Origin of the sequence: Paenibacillus arenosi, from assembly GCF_014841135.1 — a bacterium.
Lineage (GTDB): Bacteria > Bacillota > Bacilli > Paenibacillales > Paenibacillaceae > Paenibacillus_B > Paenibacillus_B arenosi.
In genome coordinates, this window is sequence record NZ_JACYTN010000021.1 from 59,020 (window position 1) to 83,312 (window position 24,293).

General features: G+C 44.5%; 22 protein-coding genes. All 22 read right to left on the reverse strand.

Annotation, left to right across the window (positions count from 1 at the left end):
- Positions 1-177: 177 nt before the first annotated feature.
- Positions 178-924: an SIMPL domain-containing protein gene (locus IFO66_RS18880; protein WP_192026657.1), complete on the reverse strand. Its 747-nt coding sequence runs from the start codon at positions 922-924 to the stop codon at positions 178-180.
- 119 nt (positions 925-1,043) lie between these two features.
- Positions 1,044-2,159, reverse strand: coding sequence for an aminodeoxychorismate synthase component I (gene pabB / locus IFO66_RS18885; RefSeq protein ID WP_225445903.1), 1,116 nt, complete (start codon positions 2,157-2,159; stop codon positions 1,044-1,046).
- 248 nt (positions 2,160-2,407) lie between these two features.
- The gene (locus IFO66_RS18890; RefSeq protein WP_192026659.1) at positions 2,408-4,576 is read right to left on the reverse strand and encodes an anthranilate synthase component I; all 2,169 of its coding nucleotides are present in this window, start codon (positions 4,574-4,576) and stop codon (positions 2,408-2,410) included.
- Positions 4,577-5,164: 588 nt separating this feature from the next.
- Entirely contained in the window at positions 5,165-5,431 is a 267-nt protein-coding gene (locus IFO66_RS18895; protein WP_028594383.1) for an HPr family phosphocarrier protein, read from the reverse strand.
- Between the two features lie 139 nt (positions 5,432-5,570).
- Positions 5,571-6,503, reverse strand: a complete 933-nt coding sequence (gene whiA, locus IFO66_RS18900) for a DNA-binding protein WhiA (protein ID WP_192026660.1) — start codon at positions 6,501-6,503, stop codon at positions 5,571-5,573.
- A gap of 7 nt (positions 6,504-6,510) precedes the next feature.
- A complete protein-coding gene (locus tag IFO66_RS18905; protein WP_192026661.1) occupies positions 6,511-7,509 on the reverse strand; it encodes a gluconeogenesis factor YvcK family protein in 999 nt (332 codons plus the stop codon).
- 15 nt (positions 7,510-7,524) lie between these two features.
- A complete protein-coding gene (gene rapZ, locus IFO66_RS18910) occupies positions 7,525-8,421 on the reverse strand; it encodes an RNase adapter RapZ (RefSeq protein ID WP_192026662.1) in 897 nt (298 codons plus the stop codon).
- 103 nt (positions 8,422-8,524) lie between these two features.
- Complete coding sequence (locus IFO66_RS18915) at positions 8,525-9,478, reverse strand: ROK family glucokinase (RefSeq protein ID WP_192026663.1); 954 nt, start codon at positions 9,476-9,478, stop codon at positions 8,525-8,527.
- A 197-nt stretch (positions 9,479-9,675) separates the two neighbouring features.
- Complete coding sequence (gene trxB, locus IFO66_RS18920) at positions 9,676-10,635, reverse strand: thioredoxin-disulfide reductase (RefSeq protein ID WP_225445894.1); 960 nt, start codon at positions 10,633-10,635, stop codon at positions 9,676-9,678.
- Between the two features lie 150 nt (positions 10,636-10,785).
- Complete coding sequence (locus IFO66_RS18925) at positions 10,786-12,690, reverse strand: tetratricopeptide repeat protein (RefSeq protein WP_192026664.1); 1,905 nt, start codon at positions 12,688-12,690, stop codon at positions 10,786-10,788.
- A gap of 367 nt (positions 12,691-13,057) precedes the next feature.
- On the reverse strand, positions 13,058-13,855 hold the full coding sequence (gene hisIE, locus IFO66_RS18930; RefSeq protein WP_192026665.1) for a bifunctional phosphoribosyl-AMP cyclohydrolase/phosphoribosyl-ATP diphosphatase HisIE: 798 nt from the start codon (positions 13,853-13,855) through the stop codon (positions 13,058-13,060).
- Entirely contained in the window at positions 13,852-14,610 is a 759-nt protein-coding gene (gene hisF, locus IFO66_RS18935; RefSeq protein WP_028594376.1) for an imidazole glycerol phosphate synthase subunit HisF, read from the reverse strand. Before hisF ends, hisIE begins: the two co-directional genes overlap by 4 nt.
- Positions 14,611-14,719: 109 nt before the next feature.
- Complete coding sequence (hisA, locus tag IFO66_RS18940) at positions 14,720-15,466, reverse strand: 1-(5-phosphoribosyl)-5-[(5-phosphoribosylamino)methylideneamino]imidazole-4-carboxamide isomerase (RefSeq protein WP_192026666.1); 747 nt, start codon at positions 15,464-15,466, stop codon at positions 14,720-14,722.
- Between the two features lie 55 nt (positions 15,467-15,521).
- Positions 15,522-16,154 carry an imidazole glycerol phosphate synthase subunit HisH gene (hisH, locus tag IFO66_RS18945; protein ID WP_192026667.1) on the reverse strand — a complete coding sequence of 211 codons (633 nt, stop codon included), beginning with the start codon at positions 16,152-16,154 and terminating at the stop codon, positions 15,522-15,524.
- 3 nt (positions 16,155-16,157) lie between these two features.
- Positions 16,158-16,781, reverse strand: coding sequence for an imidazoleglycerol-phosphate dehydratase HisB (hisB, locus tag IFO66_RS18950; protein ID WP_192026668.1), 624 nt, complete (start codon positions 16,779-16,781; stop codon positions 16,158-16,160).
- A gap of 55 nt (positions 16,782-16,836) precedes the next feature.
- Positions 16,837-18,129: a histidinol dehydrogenase gene (gene hisD, locus IFO66_RS18955; protein WP_192026669.1), complete on the reverse strand. Its 1,293-nt coding sequence runs from the start codon at positions 18,127-18,129 to the stop codon at positions 16,837-16,839.
- 59 nt (positions 18,130-18,188) lie between these two features.
- Complete coding sequence (hisG, locus tag IFO66_RS18960; protein WP_192026670.1) at positions 18,189-18,827, reverse strand: ATP phosphoribosyltransferase; 639 nt, start codon at positions 18,825-18,827, stop codon at positions 18,189-18,191.
- Between the two features lie 27 nt (positions 18,828-18,854).
- Positions 18,855-20,069, reverse strand: coding sequence for an ATP phosphoribosyltransferase regulatory subunit (locus IFO66_RS18965; RefSeq protein ID WP_192026671.1), 1,215 nt, complete (start codon positions 20,067-20,069; stop codon positions 18,855-18,857).
- Between the two features lie 319 nt (positions 20,070-20,388).
- Positions 20,389-21,642, reverse strand: a complete 1,254-nt coding sequence (locus tag IFO66_RS18970) for a polysaccharide deacetylase family protein (RefSeq protein ID WP_192026672.1) — start codon at positions 21,640-21,642, stop codon at positions 20,389-20,391.
- A gap of 194 nt (positions 21,643-21,836) precedes the next feature.
- Positions 21,837-22,412 carry a DapH/DapD/GlmU-related protein gene (locus tag IFO66_RS18975; protein ID WP_192026673.1) on the reverse strand — a complete coding sequence of 192 codons (576 nt, stop codon included), beginning with the start codon at positions 22,410-22,412 and terminating at the stop codon, positions 21,837-21,839.
- Positions 22,399-23,061 carry a pyrophosphatase PpaX gene (ppaX, locus tag IFO66_RS18980; protein WP_192026674.1) on the reverse strand — a complete coding sequence of 221 codons (663 nt, stop codon included), beginning with the start codon at positions 23,059-23,061 and terminating at the stop codon, positions 22,399-22,401. The genes IFO66_RS18975 and ppaX overlap by 14 nt, the downstream gene beginning before the upstream one ends.
- A gap of 141 nt (positions 23,062-23,202) precedes the next feature.
- Entirely contained in the window at positions 23,203-24,237 is a 1,035-nt protein-coding gene (gene lgt, locus IFO66_RS18985; RefSeq protein WP_192026686.1) for a prolipoprotein diacylglyceryl transferase, read from the reverse strand.
- Positions 24,238-24,293 lie beyond the last annotated feature (56 nt).

Genomic DNA, 24,293 nt, shown 5'->3' on the forward strand with positions numbered 1-24,293 from the left:
GTTACAACTAGTTTTACGTAATTTCGACATATCCATACGTGAAATTTCACGTAAATAACGTTTTTATCCCATAAAACGGCTAACTATCCTGTATTTTAACGGAAAAATGCCCAAAAATGAACCGCCCATTGAGTTGACACTCATAAGCGGTTCGTATTTTGATTCATAATTAAATTGTTATTTGAGCTCAAATTGCAACTGTACATTTACTTGTATTTTGACTTGACCTGCTTGAGGGGCACTCGGCGCCACCTTAGCCATATTGTCATGAGCCAATTCAGCCACAGCTAATCGTGGTATGGAGAAATCACTACCTGATTCTGATATTGTAGTCACTTGGCCAAGCTGACGACCACTCGCTTTTGCTAATGCCTGAGCTTTCTTCGTACCATTCGCCACAGCTTTTTCTAAAGCTTGCAGCTCTAAGCTCTCAATGTTCTCGATACCAAATGAAATATTAGAAATATCATTTGCCCCAGCTTTAGATGCAGCATCAACAAGCTCGCCTAATTGATTCAATTTGCGGTAGTTTACTTTTACTTGATGTCTCGCCTCATAACCTACTATTTTAGGCTCCTGATTCTCTTTATAGGAGTATTGTGGCTGAACACTAAACTGCACCGTCTTCACGTCTTTGTTATCTACACCATGACTCGTTAGTGCTTTTTTCACTTTGTCGAACTTTTCAGCGTTAAGCTTCTGAGCCTCATCCGCTTTGTTAGCTTTTGTAACTACGCCTAATACCACGTACGCAATATCAGGATCTACCTCAAGTGAACCTTGACCTGTAACGGAAATAACGTTTCTATTCACATCTGTAGCGACAGCGGCAGAAGCCGTACCCGGCTGAAGCTGCACAGAAGTTACAAATAATGCGGCACTTAGTGCCACGGCTACCATAGTACGCTTCCAAAGTTGATGCATAACAAACCCCTCCAAGTGTAAATTGTTTATGATTCTTGTCTCCTAAACGAGAGAAAGAGGAAAATGTTGCACCCTGCTATGAAAATCATTGCCTCTAATTTCTCATTTTTCTTAATGCTTCACTCATTTCGATAAGATAACACTTTAGACTTGGTCATAACTTCCTCGAATTCATCTGCCACCGTGGAATCCCACGTAATGCCTCCACCAACACCATACACAGCCTGCTGCGTCTCCTTATCGATTAAAACCGTACGAATTGCTACGTTGAACAACACTTGCTGATCAGGTGTAATCAGCCCAATCGCCCCGCAATAAATATGACGAGGCTCATCCTCTAGCGAATCAATGATGCGCATCGTACTGATCTTTGGCGCCCCAGTAATCGATCCGCATGGGAACATTGCGCGAAACAGCTCGAATAACGTCGTATTCGGCTTTGTCTTTGCTTCCACTGTAGATGTCATCTGATACACCGTTGGATACGACTCAATCTCGAACAATTTTGGTACTTTCACTGAACCAACAGCAGCGATTTTGCTAATGTCATTGCGGAGTAAATCGACAATCATCAAGTTTTCTGCCCGGTTCTTCTCAGAAGCAGCCAAATCCTCTTTTTGCTGTTCATCAGCTATTCCGATTCCGCGCGGCGCCGTCCCCTTCATTGGTTTCGTCACAATGGTTTCTCCATCCCAGCGAAAAAATAGTTCCGGCGAAACCGATAAAATTCGATACCTTCCTAAATTTAAATACGCGGAATAATTCCCTTTTTGCGCCGCCTTCAGATGTTCGTAATACGAACGATCGTCACCCTCAAATTCAGAGTGGAATCGAATTGTGTAGTTTACTTGATAGGTATCTCCGCTCGCTATGGCATTATGTATTTGTTTAATACCGTCCTCATACCGCCCATAATCTGTAGACGGCTTCCATTGTGACACCTGATAAGGCTGCTGTTGATGCGGTTTTACTCCCGATGGTTTGTCATAAATACCGAACCACACTAAAGGAAAATCGCTATGAGTCGCATTCACTTTATAATGTGTATGGAAAGCTGGCGCACTTTCATATGAAACATAACCAACCACATATTTCTCTTGCTTCATAGCTAATTGCACTTGCTCAAAAACAGCTTCCACTTCTTCGATTTGATTAGCTTGCAATACTTGCAATGGACGCTCAAATACCAACGTTTCTTGGTTGAAATCCATTACGATGTAAGGAACATACTCCATCCCCACCTAAAAACACTCCCAACCTTTAACAATTTCAATATTACCGAGAGCTTTACTTTGTTAAACACTTACATACTATAATAACTAACAAAAAAGCGCTGAAACAAGAGGTTCATTTCGTTCCCCTTGCCTCAGCACTCTAACGGACTTCAACGCACAAGCGTACAATGTACAAACATATACTTACAAACTGCTTCATACAACTCAATTCGCCTCATGTCTAGAGCGCAGTTTGGAGAGGTGAACTCTTATTCTTCGCATGTAGACAACGAAGACACCACATTTTGAATCATCTGAATACCTGCATTATGACGCAGCGATAAAATAGATTCTGGATGGAACTGCACCGCTGTAATCGGAAGTGTATGATGCTGCACCGCCATGACGACTCCATCTTCAGACATTGCCGTCACATCTAAACAAGCTGGCACAGTACTAGCGTACAACGAATGATAGCGGCTAACTTCCACTCCGCTCTCAAGGCCATTCCATAGGTGGCATGGTTTAACGAAATCCAGCGCCGTACCCTTACCATGCTGTGGATAGTCTAGTGTCCCCAACGAGCCACCAAAGTACTCTACAATACCTTGTAGACCGAGACACACACCGAATATCGGTATGTTGTGCTGCAAACACAGCTCAATTGTTTCATTCAGCTGGAATTGTTCCGGTCTACCAGGACCCGGAGACAAGACAACAAGATCAAAGGACTGTTTCGTTAGCTGCTCCCTTGCTACCGAAGAGCGATACGTAATGACGTCCGCTCCCGTCTGTTTAAAATAATTCCCTAGCGTATGCACGAAGGAATCTTCATGATCCACAAGTAGAATGCGCTTGCCTTTACCTACTTGAATCTCAGCAGGAGGAGCTTCCTGCTTCTGATTCCATCCACGGATTGCTTTCACAAGTGCCGCAGCCTTCGTTAACGTTTCTTCCTCTTCCAACTCTGGAATAGAATCGTATAATAACGTAGCGCCAACTCTAATCTCAGCCATTCCATTTCTGATGCGAATGGTGCGCAGTGTTAGGCCTGTATTTAAATTACCATTGAAGCTGTATACACCCACAGCCCCCCCATACCAGCCACGAGGCGTCTGTTCATGCTGTTCAATCCATTGAATAGCCGCACGCTTAGGGGCCCCTGTTACGGTTACCGCCCACATATGGGTCATAAAGGCATCCAACGCATCGTACTGCGGCTCTAAATAGCCTTCCACATGGTCTACAGTATGGATCAGATGAGAATACATCTCCAGCTGTCTGCGTCCTATTACTCGCACAGAACCAGGCTTACAAATACGGGATTTGTCATTCCGATCAACGTCCGTACACATAGTTAGCTCAGCTTCATCTTTGGCAGAATTAAGAAGTTCACGTATATTGTTCGCATCTTCAATGGCATTGCTACCACGCTTGATTGTACCTGATATCGGACAAGTCTCAACACGACCATTTTCAACGCGGACATACATCTCTGGGGAAGAACCTACAAGCATCTCGTTCCCCAAGTTGACGATAAATCCATAAGGACTTGGGTTCAATTGCTTTAAACGTAAAAAGATTTGCGAAGGACTGTCATAACATGGTTCATACAACGTTTGAGAAGGAACAACTTCGAACATGTTGCCAACTCTAAATTCCTCGATAGCTACACGAACTAAGTCCGCATACTCACCTGATTTATATTCAACATTCATATTTGGGTTAGTGGTTTGGGTTGGGACTGCAGGTGTAATTCTAGGTAACCCAGCAGTCATACGACCATCGACTTCGAATTCATAAGACATGCGATAGGCACAAGACATCTGGTGATCGACGACAATTAGCTCATCCGGTAGAAATAGAATAATTTCCGATTCGCCTTCTTGGCGTTCGTGCTTACTGCTCACTGGCTCGAGTTGAAATACGAGATCATAACCAAAAGCACCGTACAAGCCTAAGAAAGAATCCTCTTCAGAATAAAATAAGTTCTTAATTTGTCGCAGCACCTGAAAAATCGATGGCTGGCTCGTTCGCTCTTCCTCGGTAAAAGAAGCATCTGTTCTTAGTATACTGCCTTCGATGCGCTCGTCCGTTCTTATCACTTCTATTGTATCAAGCTGCAAAAGCGCTCGATAAATAGCCGGCACGATTACCTCACCACGCTCATTCAATGGCTCGATATAGAATCGTGGACCTGAAGATCGCAGCTGTAAAGAAGGATGAACAAACCCCATGTCCCAGCGCGAATACCTTCCTGGATATTCATAAGAACTGGAATATAGCGCACCTCTTGCACCATCAATCTGGCTCAAGATGCTATGAATCGCTTGCTCTTCTTCTACCATTTCAATGGTACGGTACACTTGAATATTGCCTTTTGTCTTGTAGGACTGCTGCTTAGGGTTGTAAGTAATGTGGGATAAAATACTACTCATATCGTTAGCCTCCGTTTCTGAACAGAGGAGAACAGGGTAGTCTCAGTGGAGAAAAAATGATAAACGTAGTACCTCTTCACTCAGCTCAACTCATCCTGTCTCATCTCATCTAAACTAAACTATTCTAAACTAACCTCATCATATCATTGCAAACTCAGACTCACAATACCATACATGCTTAAACCAAACATTTCTCGGTTTCCACATTAATTCCTTTGAATATATGAATTTTCATACAGTTTTAAATACATTATACACGCTTGAAGTTCGGCTTCATGGCGTAATAAGTACCATCCCTAGAATCTAAAGTTTTTCTAAAGAAGGTTGATTATGGTCATAAGATCGGTCATGATATACATAGGAAAACGTTCCACTTACGTCAGGTTTCACCTTCATAATTTATAATGACACCGAGTTCTACCCTGCAACTACGATTTCCACTGGCTATATCCTACTCCTCGATTGGCATTGCCATCTGATTAAGCTAACCAAGTCCGATATTCCAGCTTCACCATAGCGATTACGATCTGAATATGAATATAAAGAAACCCGCCTGCACAAGACAGACGGGCCTATTTCATCGTTCTATTAGTTATCTAATTCTTCCTTGCTTACCAAAGCAACCAAAGCAGCTACCGCTTGGTCTGCATCAGCACCATCAGCAGTGATCGTAACAGAAGTTCCAGAGCTGATCGCGAGACTCATGATACCCATGATGCTCTTCGCGTTCACTTTCTTATCTTCTTTTTCAACAAAAATATCAGAGGAATATTTGTTAGCCTCTTGAACGAACAAAGCTGCAGGTCGAGCGTGTAAGCCTGTCTTCAGTCGTACAACAACTGGTTGTTGAGCCATGCGTACTATACCCCCTACTTAAATTCCGTGTATTTGTAATCTTTATTCTAACATACCTAAATGTTACTTTTCTTGCAACAATTCTGTTCAATTTATCACATTATAGCATTATTATAGCGTTTTCACTAGCGTTAAGTCGCTAACTATTGCGAATACGCTCTGCTAATTCATCAAGCTTGCGCAATCGGTGATTAACTCCCGACTTACTGACCTTCCCCTTGAGCAGTTCTCCGACTTCTTTTAGATTAATATCAGGGTGTGCTATACGAACCTCTGCTACTTCCTTCAACTTATCTGGCAAGCTGTCGAGCCCCACTTTGCTCTGGATCAACCTGATATTATCAATCTGACGAACGGCTGCGCCAATCGTCTTATTTAAGTTTGCCGTCTCACAGTTGACGATTCGATTCACCGAATTGCGCATATCACGCATAATACGCACATCCTCAAACTTAAACAGGGCTTGATGAGCCCCAATAATGTTCAAGAACTCAATGATCTTCTCGCCTTCCTTGAGATAGAATACAAAGCCTTTCTTCCGTTCAATAAACCGAGCGTTCAAATCAAATTGATTTGCAAGATCGACAAGTGCTTTGCAATGCTCCTCATACATCGAGTAGATCTCTAAGTGATAGGACGACCCTTCAGGGTTATTCACCGATCCTCCTGCAAGAAACGCTCCTCGCAAGTAAGCTCGCTTACAGCAATTGTTTGCCAATGCTCGCTTATCTATACCATCCGTGAACATAAAACCTTCTGAGACGATATGCAGATCTTTTAACATCTCCTGCACGAATGCAGGTATGCGCACAATATAAACATTGTTTTTCTTCAGGCGCATCTTCTTGCGTACAAGCAACTCAGTATGCACTTGATAATGCGCCTTTACTAGTTTATATATACGCCGCGCAATCGCGGCATTTTCTGTCGACACATCAAGTATTACTTTACGGTTAGAAGATAACTGGACCGAACCGTTCATACGCATAAGCGCAGACAGTTCCGCCTTCTCGCAGCACCCGTCCCCTTCAATTAACGTTAATTCCTTCTTGGTCTGTGCCGCGAAAGACATCGTCCATTCACCTCTTTCGTAACATCCAATTTTCCACCAACTGATAGATATGGTGGCTTAATTTATCCGCATCATGTCTCAAATACGTACGGAACAGCACTAAGGAGTCAGCAATAACTTGATATCCACGGCTTTTCACTTCTTCAAGATCCAGATGAACAGCGCGTGCGCCTTTCTCTGCATACTTATCTTGTACTTGAGGCGGAATTTCACCATCATTTACGATGATGTAGTCAAATAACTGGTGACCAATATGTTCTTGAATCGCATCTAGATGATCACCTACTGTGTAATTGTCGGTCTCGCCAGGCTGAGTCATCACATTACACACAAACAGCTTTACCGCCTTAGAATTTAATACGGCTTCCGCTAATTCCGGCACTAATAAATTCGGCATAATACTTGTATACAAACTGCCAGGCCCAATCAGAATGGCATCCGCTTCCTTCAAAGCCTGAACTGCCTCCGGCAGTGCACGAACATCATCCGGCTCTATAAATACACGCTTAATGCGTTTGCCTACCTTAGGAATATTGGACTCGCCTTCTACAATGGTTCCATCAACCATCTCCGCCTTTAATAACACGGCTTGATTGGCAGCAGGCAGCACACGCCCCCGAACAGCTAGGACACGGCTTAGCTCTCTAACGCCAGCAACAAAGTCACCTGTAATATCCGTCATCGCAGCCAAAATCAAGTTGCCCAAGCTATGTCCTGCAAGGCCACTGCCCTGATGAAAACGGTATTTTAACATTTCAGACAAAGAGGGCTCTACATCAGCCAGTGCCGTCAATACGCTGCGTATATCGCCAGGCGGGGGCATATGCAGCTCACTGCGTAAAATCCCCGAACTGCCTCCATCGTCAGCTACGGTTACGATAGCGGTAATATCGAGCGGTTTTTCTTTCAACCCGCGCAGCATAACAGATAGGCCAGTTCCTCCACCCATAACGACAATACGCGGTCGATTGCGCGTTCCTTCAATGTCTGCATCCTTATGCGTCATCGTAGCGACCTCCTGTTAGTGACGATCCCTCTCAGAGTCACGATGGCTCACACGTACGACTTCCGTATCACTTGAACCAATCATGCGTCCCAAGTATTCAGCGATAGCCACTGAACGATGTTTGCCGCCTGTGCAGCCAATACCAATGACTACTTGTCCCTTGCCTTCTTTCTGATACTGAGGAATTAAGAAATTAAGCATATCCAACAGCTTCTGCAGAAAAGCTTGGGTTTCAGGCCATTTCATCACATAATCATACACTTCAGCATCCTGTCCCGTCCGAGGGCGAAGAGCATCTACATAATGAGGATTAGGTAAAAATCGCACATCAAATATGAGGTCTGCATCTATTGGCACTCCATACTTAAATCCGAACGAAGTTACGTTAATCGGCATAATTTGCTGATTGGTATGATTGAAGCGTGAAATAATACGCTCTTTAAGCTGTGCAGGCTTCAAGTTGCTCGTGTCGATGACTTGTGTCGCCCAACCTTTCAATTCTTCAAGCAACTTACGTTCCTGATGGATACCATCAAGCGGCATGCCATCTGGGGCTAGGGGATGACGACGACGGCTCTCCTTGTATCGACGTACAAGCACACCATCTGTTGCATCCAAAAATAAGATTTCACAACTAATCGTATAATGATCTCGGATATGATTTAATGATTCCGATAAGGCCGTAAAAAATTCCCGTCCGCGCAAGTCAATTACAAGCGCCACCTTGCCGATCTTTCCTTTTGATTGCTCGATAAGTTCTGCAAACTTCGGAATTAAGACAGGGGGTAAATTATCTACACAAAAGAAACCCAAATCTTCTAGACTCTGCACCGCAATCGTCTTCCCTGCACCAGACATGCCGGTAATAATGACGAGCTTCGCCAATGCAGATGTTTCCATTGATTCATTCATCGTTCGTCCCCTCCTTGTCCGAATCGATTACGAACCGAATCTGTTTCAACTCGTACCTATAGCCTACTAAATTGTATTCAGCATACAACTGGAACACATTATACTAAGAACGAATAAACAACCCTGCTGCACCGATCATTCCTGCATCGTTTCCTAGTTGAGCTGCTTCAATGGAAACACCAAGCGTAACAGGTTCAGGTGACAATTTCATAAACGACTCTCGAATCTGTTCGAATAAGAATTCCCCTGCCTTAGATACGCCACCACCGATAATGAAACGCTGCGGATTCAATGTCACTGCTACAGCAGCCATTGACTTACCGATATAGTAAGCAGCACGACTTACGATGCGAATGGCAACTTCGTCCCCTGCTTTGGCAGCATCGAATACATCTTTTGCTGTAATCGCTTCTTCCAGCAAGGACAAGGATGTCCGATCGCCACGTTTAACTGCATCATCAGCCATACGAATAATGCCCGTTGCAGAAGATACTGTTTCCAAGCAGCCCATCTTGCCACAGCCGCATTGAATCGCTTCCAAATCTGGGATTACTGACATGTGTCCAAGTTCTCCGGCAAGTCCGTTAAATCCTTGCACAATCTTTCCGTCGCTAATGATTCCGCCGCCTACACCTGTTCCAAGCGTATAGCATACGCAGAAATCGATACCTTTGCCTGCTCCGCTCCATACTTCACCCAATGCCGCTACATTCGCGTCATTGTCAATCTTAATCGGCTTGCCCAAACGTTCTTCTAATATGGAACGAATCGGCACATCCTTAAATCCTACATTGGGCGCTAGCAAGATAACGCCTTCCTTCACATTCGTGAACCCAGCAACACCTGCGCCGACTCCAGCAACCTGACTCCAATCGTAGGAGGATTCCTCTACGATATGACGTACATATTTCTCGATGTTATCGATTACCGCTTCAGGACCTTTCGACACTTCAGTTGGACCCTCAAAAACTTGCAATAGATTTCCTTCTGCACTTACGAGTCCGACCTTAATTGCCGTTCCTCCCAAATCGACACCCACGTAGATTTGCTCAGACATGCGTCATCCACCTTTTATTCATAATCGTATGGTACTTCTGTACCCAATATACGCGAACCCACTAGTGAGGTCAAGAGAACTCACTGGCTGAACACATAGAGACGGAGCCATTGCGACTCCGTCTAAACTTGGTTGTCATCTATCAATGAAAAGCATATTTATAATATGAATATTACCTACTAACGCGAGTTATGCCATTAAAGGCTTTTGCTCCAGTCATGAACCATATTGCCCTCAAGATATTTCTCACAATCCAAGGCAGCCTGACATCCTGAACCCGCAGCTGTAATCGCTTGACGATACTTCGTATCGAATACATCGCCTGCAGCGAAAATACCTGGAACGCTAGTTTCTGTTGTGCCTGGAGTAACAACGATATAACCGTTCTCATCAAGATTCACATGACCACGCAAGAAGTCTGTATTCGGCTTGTGACCGATTGCTACGAATAGACCATCCGTCTCAATAACGCGCTCTTCACCTGTCTCGTTATCCTTAACACGAAGACCCGTAACACCCATGCCTGTTGCCTCTACTTCGATTGGCGTTACGTTAAGATCCCAGCTAATTTTGCTGTTCTCACGAGCACGATCCTGCATAATTTTTGATGCACGCAGTTCATTACGACGATGCACCAACGTTACGCCAGAACCAAAACGAGTTAAGAAATTAGCTTCTTCCATAGCGGAATCTCCACCACCAACAACGACGATCTTCTTATTGCGGAAGAAGAAACCGTCACATGTTGCACATGCGCTAACCCCTTTACCCAAGTTCTCTTGCTCACCAGGAATGTTCATATATTTAGCAGAAGCACCTGTCGCTACAATGACAGCCTCCGCTACAATTTCGCCAATTCCTTCAACTTGAAGTTTAAATGGACGCTCAGACACATCTACGCTTGTAACCCAACCTGTTTTGAAAGTCGTTCCGAAACGCTCGGCTTGCTTGCGCATGTTGTCCATCAATTCTGGACCCATAATGCCCTCAGGGAAGCCAGGGAAGTTCTCAACATCTGTCGTTGTAGTCAGCTGTCCACCTGGTTGAGGGCCTTCGATAACGAGTGGTTCCATGTTGGCACGTGCCAAGTAAATAGCCGCTGTATAGCCAGCAGGACCTGTTCCGATTACGACAACTTTGTGTATTTTTTTCTCCATTGTAACTTCCTCCTATATAAAATAATGTTCTGCATATATATCATGTTTATCAAATAAACGGCATTTTCGTAAAGCTAGCTTGATGATGAATGGTTCAACGCAATCCACGCAATTGGTGTATTCAATACAACAGTATGCCTAGCAAATTAATTATTGCGTAACATCCATTGTGTCGATTTCGCTTACTTCATCCATTCGCTTCACATGCTTGCTAATTGTAGCTGAAGATGTGCCGTAACGCTCCGCCAATTGTTCCAAAGTAACGTCGCATTGATAAAGCTTCGCTACGCGATACTCTAGCGCTGCCGACCATGCTTCCGCTTTTTGAAGTCGAGGAACGTCGGGATATAGCTGCGTCAGAAACTCAATCCACATCGTCTCAATATCATGCAGCATAAATACATTGTATCGACCCTGCATGTGCGACTCTGTAGTCGTGAGAACCTTCTGCCATACCTCTTTCCACTCTGGGAGATGATTAGCTAAATGGTTGCTCGACTGACTAAGTTCTTCACCTTGCATCTCAAATGTAATCGGTCCTTCAACACCCATCTTACGCAGCATATAAAAAGCAACCTGCTTCAAATATAACTCTTGTGCCGGATCAAGCAGCAAATTGTGCAATGCTTCCTTGGCTTCTTCATCATGAAGCAAATGAATCGCCTGCAACGCTTGCAGCTTCGTTCCTGTTTCACCAAAACGTAACGCCCAGAACAAGGATGAACGTACGAGCGGATCCGTCTTCAACTGCTGCTCCCAAGCCGTTTCGAGTGCAGCTGGATCATCTTCTCTAACAGCTTGCAATCCCTCTGACGATTTGAACTTTAACGTATTCATCTGGCGTTTCAATTGCTGCTCTTGTCGACGTCTCTCTTCTTCATAAGGGATACGATAATGATAGCTTGGCATAGGATCTAACTTACCATCCACGACTTGCTGCAACTGCTCAATATAATAAGCAGCTACGCCAGATTCATTATCCAACCTTCTACATGTTGCCCACCAACGACCTGCCTCATCATAACGATTCACGTGGCATGCTGCTACTGCTGCGTAATGGTATAGACTCGCATCGCTAACTGCACCTTTTACAATGAGTCGTTTCAAATGACGATACGCTTCGCTATGCTCGCCTAAACTTCCCATCGTGGTGGCCAGCTTAAATGCGTGCTCTTGATGGAATGGCTCTGTCTTAGATAAGACTTGCACAAGATCAGCTACACGAGCTTCATTACCCGCATGCTTTTCGAAAATAACAAGATTGCACAGTGCATGCAGATTCCCGCTATCTCGCTCTAGTACATTTTCCAACGTGCTAACAGCCTCATCAAAACGTCCCATATAGTAATAAGCAAGGGCCAAATTGTTGCGCGCCGCAAGATAATCTGGATCCTGTTCAAGAACTTCAAGCAGCATTCGTTCCGCTTCGATGAACTTGCCTTCTTCTAATAAAGCGCGAGCTCGTTCATGACTGATCTCAGAATCATCATCAGAATTGAAGTGCTCTTGCTCCTCAACCACATCATCTTCTACTTCTTTAGACGAGAATGATTCAGATAATTGCTCCTTCATTTCTTTAAGACGTTCTGCTTTAGATCGTACAGGCTGGCTAGAATGGCGCATATCATCCATCAACATTTGAAGCATTTCTTCTGCTTCTTCCGCATAAGCTCCATACGGATCTTCCTTCAGATAATGCCGCAGCAGCGCTTCTGCCTGCTCAAATTGCTCCAAATAAGCGCAGTTATTTGCCATATAATAAAAACAATCTGTCATTTCAGGCTCAACATGGTGGACAACATGTTCAAGAATTTGATTCGACTCCTCAAACTGTCCACTTTCAGCGAGAACGCCTGCTAGATTACATTGATGTATAGGGTTGTCTGGTTCACATTGTACGGCCTTACGAAAATATGTTAACGCCTTGTCGTAACGCAGCCGCTCTAACGCCTTCATTCCACGTTCCGCATACGCTGCGCCATCCACCGGAAACGCAACAATCTTCGCAGTTGAAACAAGGTCAGTTCCGGTTGATTGTGGCTTATTATCTGCCATCGCCAAGGCACCTCCTAACTATAACTAGTGTTAATTTGGATAGTACAATCTCCAGTATAACACAACGACAGTTATTTCCCTCAATTACTATAAGGGAGCAGTAAGGACCGTACTTCACCCCTTTACATCACTTCATCCAGACATCGACTATTAGCAAAATGAGACGGCTAACTGATACTTATTTTTAATTTATAATTATTATCATCATTATACCCCCTTACCCTATATATTAGCAATCGGTCATTTGAAGTTTTTATAGATAAAAAAAACACAGATTCACTTTAGCCGTTTGGTAACGACGAAGGTCTGTGTTTGTTAAATATTTCTTATATGTGGTGACAATCATAGCTGCTTCCTTCTACTCAACTTATTCTTTATTCTTCACCTTACCCAATTGGTTATAGTCTTCACGACGAGGCTTCGCATGTCGACGGGATAATTCAGATAACACCGTATCAAAGCTTACTTTACGGTCTTGCAACAGCACAAGCAAATGGAACATCAAATCGCTAACTTCACTAGTCAGCTCTTCGGCATCATTATTTTTAGCTGCAATAATGACTTCGGCTGCTTCCTCACCGATTTTTTTTAATATTTTATCGAGCCCTTGATTGAACAAATACGTCGTATATGCCCCTTCTGGACGTTCACGCTCCCGTTCCACAATCGTTTGAGCCAATTGGTCCAGAACATGAACAGATGCATTCCCCTCTTCAACAGCGTCAGCTACAACTGGTTGAACTTGTACCTTTAGCTGCTTAGCGACTTCTTCCTGTTCGACTACACTTGGCTTCAATTGACCAGAATGAGTCCCGTTTTCCTCGTCAAAGCAAGTATACGTCCCCGTATGACAAGCCGGCCCATTGGGATTTACTTGAATGAGCAATGTGTCACGATCACAGTCTACTGCAAGTTCCACAATACACTGCGTATTGCCTGAGGTAGCTCCTTTATGCCACAACTCTTTCCTAGAACGGCTCCAAAAGACAGTCTCTCCCCGCTCCAATGACAACTGCAATGATTCGCGATTCATGTAAGCCATCATCAGTACAGCTTTTGTTTCTGCATCTTGTACAATGGCAGGCAGAAGGCCTTGCTCATTCCAACGGAGGGATTGTACCCAAGCCTCATTATCTTCGATTAATGCTATCTGCTGAAGCTTCATCGCACAGTCACTCCCTTTTCGCGCAAGCGTCCTTTCACTTGTGCAATCGAGATCTCTTTGTAATGGAAAATAGATGCCGCCAAGGCTGCATCGGCTCCACCCGAAGTTAATACCTCATCGAAATGCTCCACTGCACCTGCACCACCAGATGCAATGACAGGAATTGTAACGGCTTGCGATACTGCCTGAGTAAGCTTCACATCAAAGCCATCCTTCGTTCCATCCGCATCCATACTCGTTAGCAGCAGTTCTCCAGCTCCAAGCTGAGCAGCCTCCTGCGCCCATGAAAGAGCTCGAATTCCAGTCGGAGTACGTCCTCCATGTGTGTACACTTCCCAGTCTTGCCACTCCTCATTAAATCTGGCATCAATCGCTACAACGATACACTGACTGCCGAACCGCTTTGCCCCTTCAGCGATAAGTTCCGGTCTGCGCACCGCAGCAGTATTAATCCCAATCTTATCGGCTCCTGCCCGCAGCAAACGCATCATATCGTCTGTCGTCGAAATGCCGCCTCCCACCGTGAAAGGAATCGAAATACTTCCCGCTGTTTCGCGTACAACATCAATCATCGTTGCTCTACCCTCCACAGAGGCTGATATATCTAAAAAAACAAGCTCGTCTGCACCCTCAGCATCATAGAGCGCAGCTAATTGCACTGGATCACCTGCATCTCGAAGCTGAACAAAGTTAACTCCCTTCACTACACGGCCATCCTTCACGTCTAGGCAAGGTATAATTCGCTTCGCTAACATCTCCCGCTTCTCCTCCCCTCTAGGCACAGCAATTCAATAACTGTATGACTATTTGTCTAATTAACAAGCAGTGTTCATTAACGACGATATTCCATATTCATATAATCTCTTATCTACCTTGGACAGCTGACACATTCAAAGCTTGTGATAGATCAACCGCGCCTGTGTACAATGCCTTACCAATAATGGCACCACTAACACCTTGATCCGCAAATGCAGCAAGTGCTTCAACATCAGCCAAGCTGCTTACCCCACCAGATGCAATGACTTGCTGTCCGGATGCACGAGCAAGCTCGACAATTGCCTCGACATTAGGACCCTGCATCATACCGTCCCGCGAAATATCCGTAAAAATAAACGTGTCCGCACCTTCTCCTGCAAGCTCCTGTGCCAAATCAACCGCACGGACAGTAGAAGTCTCCAACCACCCACGTGTCGCTACATAGCCGTTACGCGCGTCCAGTCCAATTGCAATCTGACTGCCATAACGTTTCAATACGTTCTGCACAAATACACGGTCCTCGATTGCAGCCGTTCCAAGAATAACTCGACGAACACCAAGTTCAAGCAAACGTTCTACATCTGCTTCCGTACGCAATCCTCCCCCAACCTGAACAGGAATATCTACAGATTGCGCAATCTCCCCGATAACAGCATCATTAATTGGCTTGCCTTCCTTAGCTCCGTCCAAGTCCACCAAATGAATCCATGAAGCGCCCTCTGCTTTCCATTTGAGCGCCACTTCAGCTGGATGCTCATTGTATACCGTCTCTTGTCCATAATCCCCTTGGACAAGACGTACGCACTTCCCACCGCGAATATCAATTGCAGGATATATCGTAAATGCAGCAGACATATTTGCTCCTCCTCGCCTCTCAGCCCATTCATCTATGAGATGACTCGCTCATTCATTACTTATTTGAAATTGACATCGCTACGACTTTTGTTAGAAATTGCTCCAGTAACTTCAAACCGAGTGATCCACTCTTTTCCGGATGGAACTGCATACCATACACATTGTTACGGGCAACTATAGCTGTCACTTCACGATCAGCATATTCCGTTGTAGCTAACAGATCAGAAGGCTCTTCCACTTCTACATGATAGGAATGCACAAAATATACATAATCCTCATTCAGCTCTTTTACAAGACTGTGCTGCGGATTTTTCCAAGTCAATGAGTTCCATCCCATATGCGGTACTTTATAACTGGTTTGCGGAAATCTCACTACCTTGCCAGGCAGCAGACCTAGACCCTTGTGATGACCGTATTCCTCACTGCTATCAAACAGCAATTGCATACCAAGGCATATGCCAAGCAAAGGCTTCCCCTGCTGCACAAGTTCTCGCAACTGCTCGCCTAAACCAGTTGCATGCAGCGCATCCATCGCGTCCCCAAACGCCCCGACACCAGGCAAAATAATGCCTGCCGCATGATGCAATTGCTTGGCATCGGAAACAATGGTCGCCTCTCTGCCTAGACGCTCTATTGCTTTGCTGACGCTATGCAAGTTGCCCATGCCATAGTCGACAATTGCAATCATGTGCTACAGCACTCCTTTCGTGGAAGGAACACCCTTCACACGCGGATCAATGGAAGTTGCCTCATCAAGCGCTCGTCCAAGCGCTTTGAATACGGCTTCGATCATATGATGCGTATTGTGGCCATAATGAACGATTACGTGTAGCGTCATTCTCGCTTCCAGTGCCAGTTTCCACAGAAACTCATGAACCAACTCTGTCTGGAACGTACCAACTTGACTAGATGGATACTGCGCACGGTACTCGAGGTGAGGACGATTGCTAAGGTCAATTACAACTTGAGCCAACGCTTCATCCATAGGCACATATACGGATGCATAACGCTTAATGCCTCGCTTATCACCAAGCGCCTTCAACAAGGCTTGCCCCAGACAAATACCGATGTCCTCTACGGTGTGATGATCATCAATTTCAATATCACCTTTCGCTTGCACGCTAAGATCAAACTGACCATGCTTCGTAAACAAATCAAGCATATGATTTAAAAATGGTACGCCTGTATGAAAGTCACTTTTACCTTCTCCGTCGACAGCCAATTGCAATTTAATATCCGTCTCATTTGTGACTCGTTCAATAGATGCTGTACGTTGACGCTCTACCGTCTCGGCTCCTGATACTGATTGACTCATCGTTCCTCACCCCTGTGACCTATTTGTAAATCATCGTACTACGCCCAACATCTCTCTAATCCTGTAGCCGCTCTTGTTTCAACCGAATTTCAATCGCACGTGCATGTGCCTCTAATCCTTCATGACGAGCAATCGTCATGATTTTCTCCCCATGCTGCAATAGCGCTTCTTTGCTATAGCGAATTAAGCTAGATTTCTTCAAAAACATATCCACATCTACAGGCGAAGAGAAGCGCGCCGTTCCATTTGTAGGGATAATATGATTAGGTCCTGCAAAATAATCTCCAACAGGCTCAGAGCTATAGGGACCAATGAAAATAGCCCCTGCATTCTCAATACGCCCCACCCATTCCATCGGATCTTCCGTCATAATCTCTAGATGCTCAGGGGCCAAATCATTTACGAAGTCGACTCCTTGCTCCAAGTTATCGACCACAATAATTGCGCCATGCTGCTCAATCGACTTGGCAGCAATCACTTGCCGTGGTAGCGAGGCTAGCTGTGCAATGACTTCCGCCTGTACACGCACTGCTAACTCTGGGCAGCTTGTCACCAATACAGCAGACGCCATTTCATCATGCTCCGCCTGCGATAACAAATCCGCTGCAATATAAGCAGCATTAGCACTTCCGTCAGCCAGCACTACAATTTCCGAAGGCCCCGCCATACTATCGATATCGACCGTGCCATATACTTCTCGCTTCGCCAGTGCGACGTAAATATTACCGGGTCCGCATATTTTATCTACCCTACCGATCGAGTCTGTGCCATAGGCAAGCGCGGCAATCGCCTGTGAGCCGCCTACGCGATACATCTCCTTCACCCCAGCCTCAGCAGCCGCGACCCTGATATAAGGATCGATTCCTGCAACTCCGCCAGTAGCCGGTGGGGTGACCATAACAATCTCTTTTACCCCAGCCACTTGTGCGGGGATTACATTCATAAGTACAGAGGAAGGATACGCGGCCTTCCCACCTGGAACATACACACCAACACGCTTCAAAGGCTTTATAATTTGTCCCAGCAGCGTTCCGTCTGGTTGTACATCCATCCAAGATGTCCGTTTCTGCCTTTCGTGAAAGGTACGAATGTTAGCCGATGCTTCACGAATGGCTTGAACGAACGAAGGCTCAACTGTATCATAAGCAGCTTGAATTTCCTCCTCACTGACTCGTAACTGCTCTGCAGAGAGTACCATCTTGTCAAACTGTTCCGTATAGTGAAGCAGCCCAGCATCACCAGTCTGGCGTACGTCTTGAACAACTCGTTTTACAACAGCCACCTGCTCTGCTGTACCATAGTCCACTTCCCGCTCCAGCTGGAATTCACTTGCCTTAACAATCCGCATCCTTCTTGCCCTCCCCACATGTAAGCCCTTGAACATGGGCATTCACCGCACCATGGAAACTATCCTTTAACCTGTACATTACGTTGTACCTGCAGCCGATCACACAACTGCTGAATCACTTCGTTTTTCATACGATAGCTGACTCGATTGGCAATCAGTCGACTTGTAATACCGAACATTTCTTCCAGTTCGACCAGTCCATTTTCCTGTAACGTCTTGCCTGTCTCCACCATATCAACAATTCGATCCGCTAGCCCGATAAGTGGCGCCAACTCAATAGATCCATTCAGCTTAATCACTTCAACCTGTTGTCCACGCTCGCGAAAATATTGAGAAGCCACGTTCGGATACTTTGTAGCTACACGAGGATTCGTTAACGGCTTCCAATCAGGAAGACCAATTACCGACATCCGACAACGAGCAATGCCTAGATCTAACAATTCGTACACGTCTCGCTTCTCTTCCAACAGCACATCTTTACCTACAATTCCGATATCAGCAGCGCCATACTCCACATAAGTAGGCACATCTACAGGCTTTGCCATAATAAATTGCATCTTCACTTCAGGAATATCAATAATCAGCTTGCGAGACTGATCTTCGTCTTCAGGTACGAGCAGTCCCGCTTCTCGGAATAAGGTCGAAGCCTGCTTATAGATGCGCCCTTTCGGCATCGCTACCTTCAACCAATCATTCATAACGCTCTCCCTTTCTTATCTAAAAAGTTAGCTCACTACACAATCAGCGAACGTCAATACACGCTTCAAACGCCGACCATTCCAATGGAATCCATCTGTGTTCTGTTGCTTAACTTCTGCGAGCTGTTCTTCCCGTTCTATCCGGCGAGTGATGACACATGCACCTTCTTGGCGCAATCGAGTTGCCTCTGCGATAGCTTCAGAGCGATGGCTCTCGTCATACTGCACAAGAATAGGGAAATCCTCATTATCTGCTTGCAGTGTGATCATATCCAGCATTCTCGTCGTCTTAATCGCAAATCCAGTAGCAGGTGCAGGACGACCAAATTGCTGCAAAAGATTGTCATACCGGCCACCACTCATAACAGGTGAACCAAGATCCGCTGCATAGCCCTCAAATATCGTCCCAGTGTAATAAGTGAAATCACCGACCATCGTCAGATCGAGCATTAAATGAGAATCAGCACCGTAAGACTCCAGCACATTCCAGAGTTGTTCAAGATGGTGAAGTGCCGCATGTGCCGCGGGTTCTGCCGGAACAAGTTGTCGAGCTTGCTCAATAACATCTCGCTTGCCACGCAGTCGCAGCACAGCCTCTAATTTCTCGATACGCTCTAGTTCAATAGATAGCGTCTGAATATGTTCTCGATAGCCAACAACGTCCCGCTGAAGAAGGCATTGCTTCAAATCTTGCTGAACTTCTATCTCGCCAAGCAGCAAATGCTCAAACAAGGCATGTAAGAAGCCATGATGTCCGATAGCTACTTGAAATGCCTCGATTCCTATAGATTGCAAGCAAGCGATCGACAACGCAATCACTTCTGCATCTGCTTCAGCAGAACTATCGCCAATTAGCTCAGCACCTGTTTGATAGAATTCAGCTTCACGGCCTGCCTCTTCTTCCATGGAACGGAATACATTCGCATGATAGGACAGTCTGATCGGCAGCGGCTCATCTACTAGTAAAGAAGAGACTACACGTGCAATAGGTGCCGTCAAGTCTGAACGAAGCACCATCGTCGTGCCTCGCTGATTTAACAATTTGAATAATTTATGATCGGATGTTGAACTAGCCGTACCGACCGTATCATAGAACTCCATTGTAGGTGTAATGAGCTGAGCATACCCCCAGCGTGACATACAATGAAGGGTTTGTTGCTCCATGTAGCGCAGCTTCTGCACCATTTCGGGTAAATAATCTCGAACACCAGAAGGTTTCTCAAACATCTTAGGCTTCGTCATACGCTTCACCGCCGTTCATTCAATCCCTACTATGATCAGGATTCCATATTGTATCTCTAACAATCTTTAAAAGAACAGAATCCTTTAGTGGGTTAATGTGCTACCAAGTTAATTTATTAGCAAACAAAAGGAAATTATCGATAATCTTATCACTTTCCCTATGTACCGTCAATCCTTTCCAGACACAAATTTCACCTATTTAGATCACTATTTATGTGTCTCTTGAAGTAAGCCATTCGCACCTTAAAGATAAGATGTTACTACTAAAAAAGAATCAACCTTAACGATTGATTCTTTTCGTAGTCAAATCTCATTTTATTTACGGTGAAAGACGCTTATCATCAGATGACATCGACAGCTTAATCGTTCGATCGTTATGATCAATCGATGGTTCTATATTTAGCAGCTCCACAACTTCATTCATCGGAACAAACACTTGATTGTTCTGTAAAATAGTAGACTGTTTAAAAGCAATCCTTTCACGGCTTATACTATTGCGCCATACGACATCTTTTTTGTCTTCTGCACGCTCTTCTCCACGATGCGCCATCCGTTCAATCAACTCATTTACCTCAATCTTTTGATCGCCGCCATTAACTCGGAATCCGTTACGCTGCTTACGGTCGTTAATGCCGGGCTTAACCGTGAAAGATATTTCGATACCAATCTGTTTACATATGTTTAGTACATCCTGATTGTAAGCACCATATGGAAATGCAATCAAGCTGTTGGTATTGCCTAGTTCTTTCTTCAATTTCTGTTCTGCCTTAAGCAAGTCCTGTTTGACGCGAGCTAAATATTCACTGTGTGTTTCTACACGCTTCCATTCCTCGCGATACATCGGACGAATGAGCATCGGACGCTCCTTCGTCCCTTCTCTGTTTATTGGAACATATTTGTGAGAATCGTAAGTATGGCTATAGAAGCTCATCCCTGCTTTTTTCATCTCACGCATTTGGTCCCACGTCAGTTTTTTAACATTGTCGTTTTTGTCATTCCCAATTGTATTGATAATAACAAAGTTGGTCGCCTTGATACCGTATGTTTTTAAAATGGGAAATACATCCGTGTAGAACGAAGCATATCCATCATCAAAAGTTAAAAGCACGGCATTAGGTGGAACTGGCTTACTATGCAACATGTAATCTATGTATTGATCGATCGTTATAAATTCAAATCCTGCTCGCAGCACTTCTTGAATTTGCACTTCAAATTGTTCGGGTGTAATGACCCAAGATCGTCTAGGCTTCGATGTAATGTGATGGTACATTAACACAACGACTTCATCTCGATAATAAATAGGCTTCTCCACCCGCTGCATTCCATTCGCATCAGCCGTATACGTGCGCAACAGTTCGCCATCATCTGTCTTAATTGTTTGTGTCCCAAAGGCTTGCAGCAACAAGCGACTAGGGATATACCATTCACCATCCCTTTGTATAGCCTTCTCCGCTGCATAATTAAGACCAGTGAACTCAATGTTATACTCGGTGTAGGCTTTCAGCGGATACGCACATCCGAATGTGAGTAGTATAAATACCAGAAATACAGCGACGATATGCTTTATCTTCATCTTCTCAAACTTCCCCATCTTCTCTCATAATCAGCAATATATAAAATTTACCACAATACCCCATTGGATTTCGAGATTATTTTACAACTGCTACTTATCATATTGAAAAACGAAACCACCTATACTTCATCATCTTTGTTATAGGATATGACAGGTACTAAAAAAGACGCTTGCTTTCGCAAACGCCTTTCCCATTATGCTGATTCACTTTTGTTTTTTGGGTCAGATGTGATATCAATAAATCCCGTAGATTCATTCTGTTCAACGGATGCTTCTAGTTCCTGCGCAGCCACTTCACGTATCACTCTCATCGGATTACCACCGACCATTTGACCTGGAAGAACATCTTTATGGATAACAGATCCCGCTGCTACAACAGCATTATCTCCAATCGTAACACCCGGCAAAATGGTACAATTGGCCCCAATCATCACGTTATCACCAATCCGCACATCTCCAAGACGATACTCTTTTATCAAATACTCATGTGCTAATATCGTCGTATTGTATCCGATGATTGAATTACGGCCTACATAAATACGTTCTGGGAAGAACACATCTACCATCACCATTAATCCAAATGCAGAATGCTGACCAACCTTCATTTTCAACATACGACGATAAATACTATTTTTTAAGGGCAAAATAGGACAATATCTCGCCATCTGAATGAAAATGAAATTTTTAACGCCCTTCCACGGACTAACTGTACGATAAATATGCCACAAGCTGTTAGGACCTTCTACTGGATAACGCTCAACGTTTCTCACCTGCGCTACGCTCCAATCCAACAAGCGCATAGATGTCGCGCATGTCATGAATGATATGACGCGGCTCGTACTTTCTGAGTTCCGCCTCTCCCTTCAAAGACCAAGCAACTCCACAAGAAATGGCTCCCGCTGCATTTGCAGACTGGATATCAGCAGGACTATCACCCACCATTATCGTAGTCGCAGGATCAGCTCCCAATGCTTCGATCGCCTTTAAAACCGGCTCAGGATGAGGTTTCGCATGTGTAACGTCCTGTACGGTTACAACGGTACCCATCTTGTCCCATAACTCGAACATGCGAAGTACACGGCCAGTAGATTCACGTACCTTGGTCGTAACTACGCCAAGCTGAATACCCGCTTCTGCTAGTGTATGAACAACTTCGTTTACATGAGGAAATGGCTTGACCATCTCATCATGACGAGTACGATTATAGGTTCGATATGCCGTTACATAGTCACTTACATCATCCTGCTTCGTGAAGATTTGAAGCTGCTGCTCAAGCGTCAATCCCATACTAGGGATGATATGCTCTCTGTTGAACGGAGCCGGTACGACATCCTTCAAAATTTCAATAAATGTCTCAATAATGAGATCATTCGTATCAATAATCGTACCATCCAAATCAAACAGAACTGTTCGTATCATGCTGCTTCATTCTCCTTTTTACTACATTGCTGCAATAGATTTCGCTGCTATATTCTCTCCAATAGCTCCTAATATAATTAAAGCTGAGCCTATTGAAGCTATATTTCACCTTACACGTCTAGTCTAGCTCTTACATTATGGTTACTGCTCATCTTTTTTCTTCTTTTCATTTGCCTTATTCTCTGCAACTGTATGATCCGAATTGTTAACCGTCTTTGCAACTGCTGACTTATCCGCAACAGCGTTAGTTGTCGCATCTGCCTTCGTCGAAACAATTGGATCAAGATAACGTGCTTGTGCACGCCCTGTCACGCGACGGAAGATAATGAATACAATACCGACGAGAACAAGGAGCACAGCTATCAATTGTGAAATACGAATATTCCCATAGCTCGGATCAAGATAACCTGCTTCAAACACCGCTGTCATTGGCTGCCACAACGTATTCATGATCGAAGCCATCCACTCAGAGCCTTGATAAGCAAGACTGTCCGTACGCAAGCCTTCAATAAAGAAGCGGCCGATCGAATACCACATCAAATAACCAATAAAGATCTCACCAGCTCTTACAAAGCGCAAACGACGAATGGCCAATATAAGCAGTACACCTACGATGTTCCATATGGATTCATACAGAAACGTCGGATGATGGAACGTCCCTTGGACATTCATCTGATTAACAATAAAGTTTGGCAAGTTCAGGGTGTCGCGCAAGAACGTTTCTGAAACCGGACCGCCATACGCTTCCTGATTCATAAAGTTCCCCCAACGACCAATTGCCTGTCCGAGCAAAAGTCCTGGAGCACAAATATCCGCAATACGCCAGAAATTATATCCTTTGCGACGCACATAAATAATCGCACAAATAACAGCACCTATCAACGCGCCGTATATTGCAATACCGCCTTCCCATATCGCAAATACTTTGATCGGATCGTGCTTGTACTCATCCCATTTAAATGCCACATAATAGGCCCTTGCACCGACCAAGGCCGATGGAACACCAAGCAGCAGTAAATCCATAAAGAAATCTTGGGGAATTTTAAACCTCTTGCTGCCTTCTTGCATAGCAATTAATAAACCTGCCAGAGCTGCTGAGCCCAAAATTAAGCCATACCAGTATACCGAAATTGGTCCGAGCTTAAAGGCAATTGGATCTAGCAATGTTGATGCAATCGTATCCATTGTTCACTCTCCCTCGCTTCAGTTCCTTACATCTTACTTCAATTGTC